15 protein-coding genes are annotated in these 14,219 nt (G+C 64.4%); 2 read left to right on the plus strand and 13 right to left on the minus strand.

From position 1 onward, the window contains the following. Positions 1–36: 36 nt before the first annotated feature. The 9 genes from V6U71_RS13595 to ccoN are packed head-to-tail and all read right to left on the minus strand — an operon-like array spanning position 37 to position 7,941. The gene (locus tag V6U71_RS13595) at positions 37–267 is read right to left on the minus strand and encodes a hypothetical protein (RefSeq protein WP_411338952.1); all 231 of its coding nucleotides are present in this window, start codon (positions 265–267) and stop codon (positions 37–39) included. Further along, positions 264–416 carry a cbb3-type cytochrome oxidase assembly protein CcoS gene (gene ccoS / locus V6U71_RS13600; RefSeq protein WP_327479572.1) on the minus strand — a complete coding sequence of 51 codons (153 nt, stop codon included), beginning with the start codon at positions 414–416 and terminating at the stop codon, positions 264–266. Before ccoS ends, V6U71_RS13595 begins: the two co-directional genes overlap by 4 nt. Next, the gene (locus V6U71_RS13605) at positions 413–2,527 is read right to left on the minus strand and encodes a heavy metal translocating P-type ATPase (protein ID WP_411338953.1); all 2,115 of its coding nucleotides are present in this window, start codon (positions 2,525–2,527) and stop codon (positions 413–415) included. Before V6U71_RS13605 ends, ccoS begins: the two co-directional genes overlap by 4 nt. Then, positions 2,524–2,994 carry a FixH family protein gene (locus tag V6U71_RS13610; protein WP_411338954.1) on the minus strand — a complete coding sequence of 157 codons (471 nt, stop codon included), beginning with the start codon at positions 2,992–2,994 and terminating at the stop codon, positions 2,524–2,526. The genes V6U71_RS13605 and V6U71_RS13610 overlap by 4 nt, the downstream gene beginning before the upstream one ends. Next, on the minus strand, positions 2,991–4,448 hold the full coding sequence (gene ccoG / locus V6U71_RS13615; RefSeq protein ID WP_411338955.1) for a cytochrome c oxidase accessory protein CcoG: 1,458 nt from the start codon (positions 4,446–4,448) through the stop codon (positions 2,991–2,993). Before ccoG ends, V6U71_RS13610 begins: the two co-directional genes overlap by 4 nt. Continuing rightward, on the minus strand, positions 4,435–5,361 hold the full coding sequence (gene ccoP / locus V6U71_RS13620) for a cytochrome-c oxidase, cbb3-type subunit III (RefSeq protein WP_411338956.1): 927 nt from the start codon (positions 5,359–5,361) through the stop codon (positions 4,435–4,437). The genes ccoG and ccoP overlap by 14 nt, the downstream gene beginning before the upstream one ends. After that, a complete protein-coding gene (locus V6U71_RS13625; protein WP_411338957.1) occupies positions 5,354–5,512 on the minus strand; it encodes a cbb3-type cytochrome c oxidase subunit 3 in 159 nt (52 codons plus the stop codon). The genes ccoP and V6U71_RS13625 overlap by 8 nt, the downstream gene beginning before the upstream one ends. Further along, positions 5,509–6,270 carry a cytochrome-c oxidase, cbb3-type subunit II gene (gene ccoO, locus V6U71_RS13630; protein WP_411338958.1) on the minus strand — a complete coding sequence of 254 codons (762 nt, stop codon included), beginning with the start codon at positions 6,268–6,270 and terminating at the stop codon, positions 5,509–5,511. Before ccoO ends, V6U71_RS13625 begins: the two co-directional genes overlap by 4 nt. A gap of 12 nt (positions 6,271–6,282) precedes the next feature. Then, positions 6,283–7,941 carry a cytochrome-c oxidase, cbb3-type subunit I gene (ccoN, locus tag V6U71_RS13635; RefSeq protein WP_411338960.1) on the minus strand — a complete coding sequence of 553 codons (1,659 nt, stop codon included), beginning with the start codon at positions 7,939–7,941 and terminating at the stop codon, positions 6,283–6,285. 168 nt (positions 7,942–8,109) lie between these two features. Here ccoN and V6U71_RS13640 point away from each other — a divergent pair, with 168 nt between their 5' ends. Next, positions 8,110–8,781: an OmpW/AlkL family protein gene (locus V6U71_RS13640; protein ID WP_411338961.1), complete on the plus strand. Its 672-nt coding sequence runs from the start codon at positions 8,110–8,112 to the stop codon at positions 8,779–8,781. A 9-nt stretch (positions 8,782–8,790) separates the two neighbouring features. Here V6U71_RS13640 and V6U71_RS13645 read toward each other — a convergent pair whose 3' ends face one another. Together V6U71_RS13645 and V6U71_RS13650 are read right to left on the minus strand one after the other, a co-directional pair. Beyond that, positions 8,791–9,480: a Crp/Fnr family transcriptional regulator gene (locus V6U71_RS13645; protein WP_411338962.1), complete on the minus strand. Its 690-nt coding sequence runs from the start codon at positions 9,478–9,480 to the stop codon at positions 8,791–8,793. Positions 9,481–9,547: 67 nt separating this feature from the next. Next, positions 9,548–10,630, minus strand: a complete 1,083-nt coding sequence (locus V6U71_RS13650) for a universal stress protein (protein ID WP_411338963.1) — start codon at positions 10,628–10,630, stop codon at positions 9,548–9,550. Between the two features lie 203 nt (positions 10,631–10,833). Here V6U71_RS13650 and V6U71_RS13655 point away from each other — a divergent pair, with 203 nt between their 5' ends. After that, a complete protein-coding gene (locus V6U71_RS13655; protein ID WP_411338964.1) occupies positions 10,834–11,826 on the plus strand; it encodes a hypothetical protein in 993 nt (330 codons plus the stop codon). A gap of 96 nt (positions 11,827–11,922) precedes the next feature. On the opposite strand, the gene istB is transcribed toward V6U71_RS13655, so the two are convergent. Both istB and istA read right to left on the minus strand, forming a co-directional pair. Next, a complete protein-coding gene (gene istB / locus V6U71_RS13660; RefSeq protein WP_031304487.1) occupies positions 11,923–12,651 on the minus strand; it encodes an IS21-like element helper ATPase IstB in 729 nt (242 codons plus the stop codon). Continuing rightward, positions 12,638–14,152 (minus strand): IS21 family transposase, encoded by a 1,515-nt coding sequence (gene istA / locus V6U71_RS13665; RefSeq protein ID WP_068878314.1) that lies wholly within the window; start codon positions 14,150–14,152, stop codon positions 12,638–12,640. The genes istB and istA overlap by 14 nt, the downstream gene beginning before the upstream one ends. Positions 14,153–14,219 lie beyond the last annotated feature (67 nt).

Raw genomic sequence — 14,219 nt, forward strand, 5'->3', positions numbered from 1 at the left:
CGCGCCCGAACATTGACCGGGATCAACGCACGTACGTCAGCAGCAGCCCTTTTTGACGCCGGCCGCCTTGCTGCGCCGGTCGGTAACGGCGTGGCACGCCTTGACGCAATCGCGCCGCTGGTCGGGGTCGGCGGGATCACCGGGGACGATCATCCGGTGCGTGGCGCCGCCGCACGAGGGCACGAACAGGATGCGTGCACCGGCCGAGACCGGCGGCTGCATCAGTGCAATGGCACCCGCTACGACGAGGAGGTTGCGCAGCCTCATGCCCGCTCCTCCTCATCCTCGACAAAGATGCGCAGCGCGGCGCCGTCGAGATCGTCGAACTGCCCCTTGCGCAGCGACCAGAAGAAGGCGGCGAGACCGAGCAGCCCGAGCCCGAGCGCAATCGGGATCAGGAAAACCAGCCCGTTCACCGGAGCGCCCTTTTGAGCCGCAGCGCATTGCCGACCACGATCAGCGACGAGCCCGACATCGCTATCGCCGCGACGAGCGGCGTGACGAAGCCGAGGAACGCCAGCGGCACCGCGACGGCGTTATATCCGATCGCGAGCAGGAAATTCTGCCGCACGATCGCCTGCGTCCGGCGCGCCATATGTACCGCCTGCGCCACCGGCATCATCCGGTCGCCAAGGAAGATACAGTCGGCCGCATTCTTGCCGACGTCGCTCGCGGATCCCGGCGCCATCGATGCATGGCCCGCCGCGAGCGCGGGGCCATCGTTGAGACCGTCGCCGATCATCAGCACCTTGCGGCCCAGCGCGACCTGCCGGTCGATTGCGTCCAGCTTGTCCTGCGGGCTCATCCCCGTCTGCGCGGTCAGCCCGAGCTGGCGCGCGACCGGCGCGACCGCCTCGGCGCGATCCCCCGACAGAATCATCGCTTCGATACGCTGACGCCCCAGTGCATCGATCGCGTCGGCGGCGTCGGGCCGCAGGCGGTCGGCAAAACGGATCGTCGCGACCGCCTTGCCGTCGACCGACAGCGCGGTCGCGAGCGCGTCGCCCATATCCCCCGCCTGCGGTCGGCCAAGCGTTACGATGCGCCCCGCCCAGTGCGCTTCGATGCCAAAGCCTGGTGTCTCGCGGAGCGACGTCACCTCGGCGGGCCGGACATCATATGCCTGCAGCCCCCGCGTCAGCGCCTCGCTCAGCGGGTGGCGGCTCGCCTGCGACAGCGCGAGGATCAGCGACTTCACCCAGATATCGAGCCGTTCGAGACCGATCGCTTCGGGGCGCCCGAGCGTCAGCGTGCCGGTCTTGTCGACGAGCGCGCGGTCGACCTCGGCGAGCCGTTCGAGCGCCGATCCGTCCTTGATCAGCACGCCCGCGCGCATCAGTTCGCCCGCCGCGACGATCTGTGCCGCCGGAACCGCCAAACCGAGCGCGCAGGGGCAGGTGATGATCAGCACAGCCGCCGCGATCAGCAGGCTGTGATGCCACCCCGTCCCGGCGATCATCCATCCCGCGAACGCCATCAGCGCGAGGCAATGAACCGCGGGCGCATAAAGCCGCGCGGCGCGGTCGGCGATGCGAACATAGCGCGACTTGCCCTGCGCCGCCTCGCCCATCAGCCGCGCGATGTCGGCGATGGCGGTGTCGCCCCCCGCTGCGGTCACGCGCACCCGGATCGGCGTGTCGAGATTCAAGGTGCCGGCATGCACCCGGTCGTCGGGATGGACCGGTTGCGGTGCGCTTTCGCCCGTCAGCAGCGACAGGTCGAGCTGGCTGGCCCCGCCGATGACCACACCGTCGGCGGACAGCCGCTCGCCCGCCGCGACGAGCATCACCATGTCGGGCTCCAGCGCGGTCGCGTCGACCCAGCGGCTGCGGCCATCGTCACCGAGCACCATCGCGCCGGTTCCCATGTTGCGCAGCAGCGCAGTCACCCCGCCCCGCGCGCGGTCGCGCATCACGCTGTCGAGCCAGCGCCCGCAAAGCAGGAAGAAGAGCAGCATCGCCGCACCGTCGAAATAGGCGTGGGGGCCGCTGGTCGCGGTCTCGTACAGGCTGATCGCGCAGACGAGCGCAACGCCGATGCTGATCGGCACGTCCATGTTCGTGCGGCCGTGACGGAGCGCCCGCCAAGCCGAGCGGAAAAAGGGCCGCCCGGCATAGGCCACGGTCGGCAGCGCAATCGCCGCCGACAGCCAGTGGAACAGGTCGCGCGTCGCCCCCGCCGCGCCCGACCAGACCGACACCGACAACAGCATGATGTTCATCATCGCGAAGCCCGATACCGCGACCGCGCGCAGCAGTTCGCGGCTCGTTTCCGCTTCGGCATCGGCTTCGTCGGGACCGCTCCCGATCGGATGCGCCTCGAACCCCAGGTTCGAAAAGGCACCGATCAGGTCGGGCATGTCGGTGTCGGCTGTGCAGGACAGATGCACGCGCTTTTCGGTGAAATTGACGCGCGCGGCGGCGACGCGCCTGTCGCGCACCAGCCCCTGCTCCAGCTTGGCGATGCAGCCCGCGCAGCGGATATCGGGCACCGCGAAGTCCCGTTCGACGAGGGCAGTCGCGGTCATTGCAGATCCTCGCGATAGCGCGCTTCGGCGGAGCCATGCCGGACGATAAGGTCGAGCCGCCAGCGCCCTATCGCCAGCGGCTCGACCGAGCGCAGCCCGCCGCCCGCCGCCGGCTCGAAACGCAGCGCAGCGGGCGCGATGCGCCCAACGGAGTGATTGATGGTCGCCGCGGCGCGAACGCCGTCAAGCGGAACGTCATTCTTGCGAATTGCGAGCAGGACGTGACGCCCCGCATCGAGCGTGATGCGCGCATCCCACCCCAGCCGGTCCTGCGCGTCGGCGCGTTTCAGCCATTCGTTATAATGCTGGCTCGCGACATAGCTGTTCTCGACCACCTTGCCGCCAAAGGTCGACATGGCGAAGCGCGCCATGGTGAAATTGACTGCCATCACCACCGCGAAAAAGGTGACGAGAATTGCTGTCATGTGCCAGCCGGTGAACTTTTTGGGCTTGCGTGTGTCGGTCATTGTCCTGCCTCCGGCCGGTCGAACTGGATGATGTCGCTGTCGCCGCGCGGATCGCCGTCGAGCCCGCGCGTGCTGATCGTGAAGTCCTGCCGTGCAGGACCGGCGCCGGGCGCCGCGATGAAAAGTTTGACGCTTGTGACGCTGTCGGCGGGCAGCGCCATCTCGACGCGCTGCCCGGCATTTTCGCGCGAGCCGGCGTCGGTCCACAACGCCGCACCGGGAAGCCCGCTCATACTCACCGCGACCCGCCGGGGACGCGTTTCCATGTTGCGCAGCTTCAGCGTGTAATTGTTCCGGATTTGCCCGTCGGAAAGCTGGACATAGAGCGGGCTGCGTTCGTGCTGGACGGCAAGGTCGAGCCGCGTCCGCTGGCCGAGCGAAAAGAGCATCGCCGCACCGATCGCCGTCCAAACGCCCAGATAGATGAGGGTGCGCGGGCGCGTCAGCGTCTTGCGAATGGTCTGCCCGGTGCCGCCCGCCTTTTCGGTCGCGACATCGTCGAGCGTGCAATAATCGATCAGCCCGCGCGACCGTCCGACCTGTTCCATCACCCCGTCACACGCATCGATGCACAGCGCGCAGGTGATACAGCCGATCTGCGGCCCCTCGCGAATGTCGATGCCGGTCGGGCACACCGCGACGCACTGGTTGCAGTCGATGCAGTCGCCGATGGCGCCGGGATGCGCTTGTCCCTTCTTGACGCTGCCGCGCGGCTCGCCGCGCCAGTCCTTGTACGTCACCAGCAGCGATTTTTCATCCATCATCGCGGTCTGGATGCGCGGCCAGGGGCACATATAGATGCACACCTGCTCGCGCATGAAACCGCCGAGGACGAAAGTCGTCGCGGTCAGCACGGCGACGGTTCCATAGGCGACAAGCGCCGCCTGCCCGGTCCAGAAGTCCCGCGTGAGCGTCGGCGCATCGGCGAAATACATGATCCATGCGCCGCCGGTCCAGAAGGCGATTGCAAGATAGATCAGATATTTGGCGCCACGCTTCATAATCTTTTCGGGCGTCCATGGCCCGTTGGCCAGCCGGACCTGCGCGTTGCGGTCGCCGTCGACCAGCCGGTCGACATGCTGGAACAGGTCGGTCCACACCGTCTGCGGACAGGCATAGCCGCACCAAGCGCGTCCGACTGCGCTGGTGACGAGGAACAGCCCGATCCCCGCCATGATGAGCAGGCCGGCGACATAGTAAAATTCATGCGGCCAGATCTCGATCTGGAACATGTAGAAACGCCGGTTGGCAAGGTCGACCAGCACCGCCTGATCGGGCGCGTAAGGACCGCGATCCCAGCGGATCCACGGCGTGCCGTAATAGATCGCCAGCGTCACCGCCATGATCGCCCATTTGAAGCGGCGAAAGGGACCATTCACCGCTTTCGGGTAAACGCCCTTCCGCGCTTCATAGAGCGGCGCGGGCTGGCCGGAGAGATCTTCAGGACTGGTCATCGGCTCCCGCCCCTTCGGCGACGGGCGCGAGCCCCTTCTCGCCGCCGCCCAGCGAATAGACATAGGCCGACAGCATCTTGATCGTGACCGGATCGAGCCGGCCGCCCCAGCGCGGCATCACGCCGTTGCGCGGCTGCGTGATCGTCGCGGTCAGGCTGTCGCGGTCGCCGCCATACAGCCAGATCGCATCGGTCAGTTTCGGGGCACCGACCTGCCGCCCGCCTTCGCCGCCCGCGCCGTGACACACCGCGCAATTGTCCGCGAACAGCGCCGCGCCGCGCGACGACGACGCGCTGGCCTTTTCCTGCCGGCTGATCAGCCGCACATAGCTGACGACATCGCCGATCTGCGCCGCATCCAATATGCCGTCGCGGCCGAAGGCGGGCATCAGGCTGGTGCGCGTCGCCTTGTGGTCGGGATTCCGGATGCCGTGGGTGACCGTATATTCGATCGTCGCCAGATCGCCGCCCCACAGCCAGTCGTCGTCAGTCAGGCTGGGATAGAGGTTCTTCACCCCCGCGCCGCCTGCACCATGACACTGGACGCAATGGACGCGGAACGCCGCGCCGCCGCCCAGCACCGCAGCCTGCATCAGCTCGGGCTTCGCGGGCAGATCGGTAATCGCGGTTGCCGCAATGGCATTGACCGTCGGCGCGCGGCGCTTCGCGTCGGCCGCCATTTCCTTTGCGAGGTCGCCGCGGCTCGACCAGCCGAGCACGCCGTTGGTCGCGCTGTCGACCATCGGCCAGGCCGGATAGAGGACGACATAGGCCAGCCCCCAGACGATCGTCGCGTAAAAGGTCCAGAGCCACCAGCGCGGCATCGGCGTATCGAGTTCCTCGATCCCGTCCCATTCGTGACCGACCGTGCTCGTGCCGGTGGCTTCGTCGATGCGCTGTTTCAGGTCAGCCATGCTCGTCTTCCTTGAAGATCATGTTCGCGGCCTCGTCGTTGCGGGCGCGCGCGCTCGGCCGGAACGGCCAGGCGATAAAGGTGAGGAACAGCAGCGCCATCGCGAGCAGCCCCCAGCTATCGGCGAAATGGCGAAGCGCGTCGTAGCTCATCGCGCCGCCTCCGCTTCACCGGCGCGTTCCTGCGGTGCCGCCTTGTCGACATCGACCAGCGTGCCGAGCATCTGCAGATAGGCGATCAGCGCATCCATCTCGGTCAACCGGTCCGGATCGCCGTCGAAATCGCGAACCTGCGCCTTGGGATAGCGCTTCTGCAGGTCGAGGCCGGCTGCAGGATCGACCTGTGCCGCGAGATCTTCGTTCGCCTTCTCGATATCGGTCTTCGTATAGGGAACACCGACACGGTAGAGCGCTGTCAGGTCATTCGACATATCGCCGGTCTGGAGGTCGCGTTCGGCAAGAAAAGCGTAAGGCGGCATGATCGATTCAGGCACCACGCTGCGCGGATCGATCAGATGCGCCTTGTGCCATTCGTCCGAATAGCGGCCGCCGACGCGCGCGAGGTCGGGCCCGGTACGTTTCGACCCCCATTGGAACGGATGGTCGTACATGCTCTCGGCGGCGAGGCTGTAATGGCCATAGCGTTCGACCTCGTCGCGGAACGGACGGATCATCTGGCTGTGGCAGGTGTAGCAGCCCTCGCGCATATAAATGCTGCGCCCCGCGAGTTCGAGCGGGGTGTAGGGGCGCATCCCCTCGACCTTCTCGACAGTGTTGTCGATCCAGAAGAGCGGTGCGATCTCGACGATGCCGCCGACCGTGACGGTGAGCAGCGCGAGCGCGCCGAGCAACGTCACATTGCGTTCGATCTTCTTGTGGCTGAAGCCCTTTTTGGCGGGTTTGGTGGCCATGGTCCGGGCTCCTTATTCGGCGGGAACGGGCGCGAGCGGACGATCCGCCGCGGCGTTGTAGGGCGTTTCGATCATCGGCTTTTCGGCGCGGACCCTGCCCGCGAGCGTCGCCCAGACGTTGAAGACCATGATCAGGAAGCCGGCGAGATACATCGCCCCGCCCGCGGCGCGGATCAGATACATCGGGTGCATCGCCGATACGCTCTCAGCAAAGCTGTAGACGAGGTAGCCGTCGGCCCCATATTCGCGCCACATCAGCCCCTGCATGATGCCCGCGACCCACATCGACGCGGCGTAGAAAACGATCCCCACCGTCGCGAGCCAGAAGTGCCAGTTGACCATGCGCAGGCTGTAGAGGCGCGGACGCCCCCACAGGCGCGGCACGAGGTAATAGACGCAGGCGAAGGTGATCATGCCGTTCCAGCCAAGCGCGCCGCTGTGGACATGGCCGATCGTCCAGTCGGTATAGTGCGACATGGAGTTGACCCATTTGATCGACATCATCGGGCCTTCGAAGGTGCTCATGCCGTAGAAGGCGAGCGCCATCACCATCATGCGGATGATCGGGTCGGTGCGGATCTTGTCCCACGCACCGTTGAGCGTCATCAGCCCGTTGATCATGCCGCCCCAGCTCGGCATCCACAGGATCACCGAAAAGACCATGCCCAGCGTCTGCGCCCAGTCGGGCAGCGCCGTGTAGTGGAGATGGTGCGGCCCCGCCCAGATGTAGAGGAAAATCAGCGACCAGAAGTGGATGATCGACAGGCGATAGCTGTACACCGGCCGTTCGGCCTGCTTCGGCACGAAATAATACATCATCGCGAGGAAGCCCGCGGTCAGGAAAAATCCGACCGCATTATGCCCGTACCACCATTGCGTCAGCGCATCCTGCACTCCGGCAAAGGCGGCATAGCTCTTTGATCCTAGGAGGCTGGCAGGCATCGACAGATTGTTGACGATGTGCAGCATGGCGATGGTGACGATGAAGCTCAGGTAAAACCAGTTCGCGACATAGATATGCGGTTCGCGGCGCTTCACGATCGTGCCAACGAAAACGACCAGATAGGCGACCCAGACGATGGTCAGCCACAGGTCGACATACCATTCGGGCTCGGCATATTCCTTCGCGGCGGTAACGCCCATCAGATAGCCGGTCGCGGCGAGCACGATGAAGAGCTGGTATCCCCAGAAAACGAAGCGCGCGAGCGTCGGGAAGGCGAGTCGCGCGCGGCAGGTGCGTTGAACGACATAGTAGCTCGTCGCGATCAGCGCATTGCCGCCGAAGGCGAAGATCACCGCCGAGGTGTGCAGCGGCCTGAGGCGCCCGAAGGTCGTATATTCGAGGTTGAGGTTCAGCGCCGGAAAGGCGAGCTGGAGCGCGATAAACAGGCCAGCGGCCATTCCTGCGATGCCCCAGAACAGGGTCGCGATGACGCCCCAGCGGATCGGATCGTCGTCATAGATGCTCTGATCGGCGGGCATCTTCAACAGGCCGCGCGCGAGGGCGCTATAGTCGGCGCGCGTGACGGTCGCCCAAAGCATGGCGAGGCACGCAAGCGCGACGATGATCATATGCACCGCGAACGGCGCATCGACCGCCAGCGCCGCCATCACGAGGGCGAGCAGGGTCAATCCCAGCCAGCCCCCCGCCCTTGTTACCAGACCGTCCATATCTCTGTCCCTGCTTGGCGCAGCCGGGCGGCTACGCGGTTCGGGACCGCCATGGACGCGCGCTCGCGCGGAAACATTGATCGGGATCAACGAACTTGTTGCGCCGCATCAATGCGCGGCGATCGGGCCGGACGCAGGGATGCGCCACCCAAACAGGAGGTAGATCCCATGAAGACCAAAGCTCTCCCGCTTATCGCCCTCGCCGCCGCGCTCGCGCTGCCCGGACAGGCCTTTGCCAAGGCGGGCGACATCCAGCTCAAGCTGTTGGCAACCTATGTGGCGCCCGACGGCAAGATCACCGAGGTCAAGACCGACCTGATCGGCCTGCCCGCGGGCACGCAAAGCAAGGCCGACGACAATGTGACGCCGACGGTCGCGATCGAATATTTCGTCGCCGACAATATCTCGCTCGAAACGATCGCCGGGGTGACGCAGCATGATGTCGATGGTCGCGGCGCCCTGAATGGCGCGACGCTGGTGTCCGACGCGAAGATCGTCCCCGCGACGCTGACGCTCAAATATCATTTCGGCGAGGAGGCCGGCGTGCGCCCTTACGTGGGCGCCGGCCCCAGCTATTTCATCTTCATCGACGAAAAGCCCGGCGCAACGACGCGGGCGCTCGGCGCGACGCGGCAAAAGATGGGCGACAAGCTCGGCGCCGCATTACAGGCCGGTGTGGATATCCCGGTGAACGACAAGGGGCTGGCGCTGTCGATCGACGCCAAACGCTATTTCCTGCGTCCGACCGCGACATGGTACGCAGGCAGCACCGAAGTATTGAAAACACGGCACAAGCTCGACCCGTGGGTCGTCAGCGCCGGGGTCGCCTTCCGCTTCTGAGCGAAAGCGTCAGCCCGCCATTTCCTCCATTGCCGCGCGGTCGTTGATCACGATCTCGCGCCGCGAGGGCAGATCGACGACGCCGTCGGCTCGCATCTTCGTGAGCTGGCGGCTCGTCGTTTCAATCGTCAGGCCAAGGATATCGGCGATCTGCTGACGACCAAAAGGCAGCTCGAAACCGTCGCGCGCGCCTGACTGGCACCCCTGCCCCGATAATCGCTCGGACATTTCGAGCAGGAAGGACGCGACCTTCTCCGACGCCGACTTGCGCCCGAGCAGCATCATCCAGTGGCGCGCACGGTCGAGTTCGTCGAGCGTGCGGCGAAGCAGTTTCTGCTGGAGATCGGGGTGCGAGCTTGCAAACTCGTCGAAATTGTTGCGGTTGAAGATGCACACCTCGGCATCAGTCATTGCGGTGACGCTGTACGGGCTTTCCTTGCCAAACGGGCGGCCGATAAAATCGGAGGCGAAGACGACTCCGACGATCTGCTCGCGCCCGTCGGCGGTCGACACGACAAGCTTGAGCACGCCTTCGAGAACATTGGCGACGACGGGTGCGCCATCGCCTTCCCACAGCAAAGTCTGCCCGGCACGTACCTTTTGCCGACGCCCCATCTTGCCCAGAGCGGCAAGCTCCGAGGGGTTCAGGCTCGCGCAAATCGCGCGGTTTCGGACAACGCAGGTCGCACAATCGGTCACGGGTCCACCGTACAGGAAGGCAGCCGGTTTGGAAAGCTTAGCGGATCGAATTCGGAGAGGCAGGACCCTAGTGCGCGAGCAGCAATGGGGCGGGCGCAGCTTCGAGCAGATAGCGCGTTACACCGCCGAACAGGGTTTCGCGCAGGCGCGGCCGGCCGAAAGCCCCCATGACGATCAGGCCGGGCTTCATCTCGATTGCGACACGTTCGAGAACTTCTTCTGCGGTCCTGACGCCCTTCGCCTCGCGTCGGAGCTCGCCATGCACGCCGTACCGCGACATATAGCGAAGCGCATCCTCCGCCGAAACACGGCCTTCGTCGTCGCCCACCGTGACGAGAATGACGTTCCGGGCATCGCGCATCAGCGATATGCCGGCACGCAGGGCATTGGCGGCCTGCGGGCTTCCGTTCCATGCCACCATCATCGGTGCGTCGAAATCGAAGCTTCCTCCCTCGGGCGGAAGGGCAAGGACAGGTAGCGACACGGTGATCGCGAGATCGGCGGCGATCGTCGGGATCCGATGGCCGCGACGGTCGCAAGTACCAAGCGGCACGATCGCCAAGTCGGAGAGCGTTGCGGCAAGCGTCATGGTAGACAGCGCATCGCCGTCGGCGATCGCGACATCCCATGGCACATCCTCGCGCGCGAGCTCGGCCCCCAGTCGTCTTTCGAGCTCGAGATCGGCAAGCTGAGCCTGCGCCAATTGCTCTTTTGCCAGATACATCCCGCCGAAGGGATCGGAGGCGATGAATTGCTGATAGGGCGAGCTGATCAAAAGGCTGAGATGCGCCCCGAAGCGCCGACCGATCGTCAGCGCGCTTTCGATCCGTATCGCCATGCCCGCGTCATTGTCAGCCTGAACCAAAATATTTCGCATCGTCCAATCTCCTTCAATTATGCTAGATTGGAACGCGCCGCGACGTTCGTCATTGATCCGAGTCAAATGGCCGATTGCGGCCCGACCGCTTTCGGCTGTGAATCGCAGCAAGCGGACATTTGTGTGACCTTGGTCAAGGCAAGAAACTTGCCTGTCGAATCCAACCGTCAACATTCGCGAAGAATCAGCTTTCGACACATAAGCGCACAGTCGAGATGGGAGGTTGTTCACGCAATCTGCGTCGGGCACGAACATCGAGGACTTGCCGCTCAAGTGAGACATTAAAACAGAATGAAGTCACTTGCTCCATCCGTATTGGATTGTTTCGTCCGTTCCATTGGCGCAAACTAAATGTTCATGTAAGTTGATACAAGCAGTCGGGGGCGACGGCGATTGTCTGAAGGCGCTGCAGGGGGAACGGGGTTTGAAGCGCAGGGACGGGGCAGTCGTTACGAAAAATCTATGCTCGTTTGTCGATGAGCGGTGATCTTGACGCTTTCCAAAAGCGTCTCGAAGGACACTTCGCGTCGCTGGCGGCAATTCGCGCGGAGCGCGGTTTGCCCGTGTTCGCTTTCGAGCATGGACTAAACACCGATGAGTTGTCCGACGTCTCGAAGCTGCTCAAGGCGGCCCTGCAAACCCGCTATCGCTTGGCCACGCACTGGCTGGTTTGGGTTATCTACGCAACAGAACAGGGTTATGACTACGACGGCGACGAGTATTGGCATACGTTTGAACGCCGGATGCCCTTTTGGGATCGGAGTTGGCGTCCGGCGCTCCGCAACTGGTTCGGAAAGTTCCGCAAGAGCTATGGCGGCGTCTTGCCCGTTGGAAGATGGGCAAACTTTTTCTCAATCATCGCATGGCCAATCACCCACGCACTGCTCCCCAAAGACCTGCAATGGCAATTGGCACGCGCGCTTTATGGCCTTCGATACCAGTTGGTCTCAAGGCTCGACCAATCGGCCTCAGACGTTGGCCGTTACGTTGCCCGCATGGCTCGCGGAGGCAGTTCGCGCTTCGACAACTTCTTAGAGCAAGAGGAGTTGGTCGGACGAATTGTCCTCGGCCTCCTCGACCACCGTACCGCCGGTGAAGATAGCGCAATTCTGCCGCAGACGCTCGAGCGAATCGTTGGTGATCTCGAAGAAACGAGAAACGCGCGCCAGTGGCTGCACGATACCAGGAAGGCCGTCGAGGTCGCCAGAATGCGCGGCGTGGCACGAAATCTCGGAGGGGGCGCGGCTGCGGACGCCTCTTCAACGAGCAAACACGACGAGCGGAGACTTTCGATCCGCCCGTTGCTCTTACTGCGTCGGACCGCCCCCGACGAGTGGACGCCGACCATCGAACTGCCCAGCCTCCAGCCCGTCGCCGACCTCTCCCCTGTCAAACGGCGTTCAAAAGGGACCCCCGATCGGCGTCGAAGAGGGACCCCCTTTTCGGATAATATGATGCTGGTTTGTTGAAGATGGCCTTGCGCTGCGTGCGGCGGAGGGCGGGCGTAGCCCGACCGGAGGCGCGCGCAGCGCAAGATAGATTTTTGAAGGCGCCGAAGGTGGCTGTCAGCTGCGGTTTTTGAAGCGCCAGCTGTCGTTGCCCGTCTCGACGATATCGCAGTGGTGGGTGACGCGGTCGAGCAGCGCCGTGGTCATCTTGGGATCGCCGAACACGGTCGGCCATTCGCCGAAGGCGAGGTTCGTGGTGATGATGACGCTGGTCCGCTCATAAAGCTTGCTGATGAGGTGGAACAGCAACTGCCCTCCCGAGCGGGCGAACGGCAGATAACCGAGCTCGTCGAGCACGATCAGGTCGAGCCGCGACAGCTGCGCCGCCAGGGTCCCGCCTTTGCCGATCCGGGTCTCCTCTTCGAGGCGTGTCACCAGATCGACGGTGTTGAAGTAGCGGGCGCGAGCGCCCCTTCGCACGACATTGGCGGTGATCGCGATGGCGAGGTGGGTCTTGCCTGTCCCCGTGCCGCCGACCAGCACGATATTGCGGCGAGGCGGGAGGAAGGAGCCATCGTGAAGGGAGCGGATCATCTCCTCATTGATCGGTGTGCCCTCGAAGCTGAACCGCTCCAGGTCCTTCACCACGGGCAGCCTCGCAGCCGTCATCCGATAGCGGATGGAGGCTGCATCCCGGTGGGTCGCCTCAGCACGGAGCAGGTCGGTCAGTATCTCCATGGTGGTGCGCTTGCGCTGGAGGCCGGTGGTGACCGCCTCGTCGAACGCCGCCGCCATGCCCTTGAGTCCGAGGCCGCGCATCGTGTCGATCATATCATGCCGCTGCATCATAGCCTCGCAGCAGATCATAGCGGGCACAGTCGGCGAGCGGAGGATGCTGCAGCATCCGGTCTTCCGAAGTGACGATGCTGTGGGGTGTCGCCGGCTCGCGGCGCCGGGAGAGGATGTTGAGGATCAGCTCGTCGCTGGCCGTTCCGTTCGCCAACGCTTCGCGCACGGCAGCCTCTACCGGCTCCAGGCCATCGGTGAGCACCGCCGAGAGGACCCGCACGAACCTGCGATCCGCCTCGTCCCCGGTGCCGAGCCTTCGCCGTAATCGATGCAACGCGGGCGGCAGATCCCAGTCCTGGAACGGCGCCCCGTTACGGAGCGCGCCGGGCTTGTGCGCGAGGACCGGCAGATAATGCCAAGGATCGTAGATGGTGCGGTTCCGACCGAAGTGGCGCTCATGCTCCCCGACGATCTCTTCGCCGCAACGGATGACGATACGATCGGCATAGGCACGCACCTGCACGGTCCGGCGCGCGGCCGTCGACATGACCGAGTAGCGGTTCCGATCGAAGCTGATGAGGCAGGTGCCGGTGACGGCATGCTCGCTCTCATGGAAGCCGTCGAACGGTGCCAGGATCGGCTGCAGGGCCGGTCGTTCCATCTCCAGCGCCTCGGCGACGGTGATGTCGCTGCGCTCGGGGTGGGCGTGATGCTCGGCCCAGCGTCGGCACTCCGCCTCCAGCCACCCGTTGAGCTCGGCCAGGCTGGCGAACCGAAGCCGCGGCTGGAAGAAGCGGCCCCGGATCGTCTGGACTTGCTGCTCAACCTGGCCCTTCTCCCATCCCGCTGCTGGTGAGCAGGCCGTCGGCTCGACCATGTAATGATCGGTCATGATCAGGAAGCGGCGGTTGAACACGCGCTCCTTGCCGGTGAACACGCTCGTCACCGCCGTCTTCATATTATCGTAGATACCGCGCCGGGGCACGCCGCCGAAGAAAGCGAACGCCCGAGCATGGGCATCGAACAGCATCTCCTGGCTCTCACGCGGATAGGCCCGGACATAAGGCGTGCGCGATGCGCAGAGACGAGCGTGCGCAACCTTTATCCGCATCGGCTTGCCGGCGATCTCCACATCCTCATGGCTCCAGTCGAACTGGTAGGCCTCGCCGGGCTGGAAGGTCATCGGGATGAACGCCGGTGCACCTTCGCCGGCATCCTTCCGACGCGCAGCACGCCAGCGCGCCGCATAGCGGCGCACCGCGTCATAGGAACCTTCGAACCCTTCACGCGCAAGCAGATCATGGATACGCGTCATCCGCAGCCGGTCGCGGCGACCTCGCGCCTCGTTCTCCTCGAGAAGCACATCGAGCCGTTCCTGATAGGGGCCAATCCGCGGTAAAGGCTGGACTTTGCGCTGATAGTTGAACGCCGCCTCCGGCGACCGGATCGCTTTGCGGACGACCTTCCGCGACAAACGAAGGTCACGAGCGATCGCCTTGATCGCCTTACCCGCTGCATGCTCACGCCGAATCCGAACCACTGTCTCCACGATCAACATCCCGTTCTCGCCAACTGATCAAAACCAGTCGGCCGACTAAATCCCCGGGATGAAGGGGTCCTTTTTG

It is taken from the genome of Sphingopyxis sp. J-6, from assembly GCF_046603995.1.
Classification (GTDB): domain Bacteria; phylum Pseudomonadota; class Alphaproteobacteria; order Sphingomonadales; family Sphingomonadaceae; genus Sphingopyxis.

What these genes read in the sequence shown, in the direction of transcription:
- V6U71_RS13595 (WP_411338952.1), bottom strand. Translation starts at nt 267, where the DNA reads ATGAGGCTGCGCAACCTCCTCGTCGTAGCGGGTGCCATTGCACTGATG.
- V6U71_RS13625 (WP_411338957.1), bottom strand. Translation starts at nt 5,512, where the DNA reads ATGAGCTACGACGCGCTTCGCCATTTCGCCGATAGCTGGGGGCTGCTC.
- V6U71_RS13610 (WP_411338954.1), bottom strand. Translation starts at nt 2,994, where the DNA reads ATGACCGACACACGCAAGCCCAAAAAGTTCACCGGCTGGCACATGACA.
- ccoG (WP_411338955.1), bottom strand. Translation starts at nt 4,448, where the DNA reads ATGACCAGTCCTGAAGATCTCTCCGGCCAGCCCGCGCCGCTCTATGAA.
- ccoP (WP_411338956.1), bottom strand. Translation starts at nt 5,361, where the DNA reads ATGGCTGACCTGAAACAGCGCATCGACGAAGCCACCGGCACGAGCACG.
- ccoN (WP_411338960.1), bottom strand. Translation starts at nt 7,941, where the DNA reads ATGGACGGTCTGGTAACAAGGGCGGGGGGCTGGCTGGGATTGACCCTG.
- istB (WP_031304487.1), bottom strand. Translation starts at nt 12,651, where the DNA reads ATGCAGCGGCATGATATGATCGACACGATGCGCGGCCTCGGACTCAAG.
- V6U71_RS13640 (WP_411338961.1), top strand. Translation starts at nt 8,110, where the DNA reads ATGAAGACCAAAGCTCTCCCGCTTATCGCCCTCGCCGCCGCGCTCGCG.
- ccoO (WP_411338958.1), bottom strand. Translation starts at nt 6,270, where the DNA reads ATGGCCACCAAACCCGCCAAAAAGGGCTTCAGCCACAAGAAGATCGAA.
- V6U71_RS13655 (WP_411338964.1), top strand. Translation starts at nt 10,834, where the DNA reads ATGAGCGGTGATCTTGACGCTTTCCAAAAGCGTCTCGAAGGACACTTC.
- istA (WP_068878314.1), bottom strand. Translation starts at nt 14,152, where the DNA reads ATGTTGATCGTGGAGACAGTGGTTCGGATTCGGCGTGAGCATGCAGCG.
- V6U71_RS13605 (WP_411338953.1), bottom strand. Translation starts at nt 2,527, where the DNA reads ATGACCGCGACTGCCCTCGTCGAACGGGACTTCGCGGTGCCCGATATC.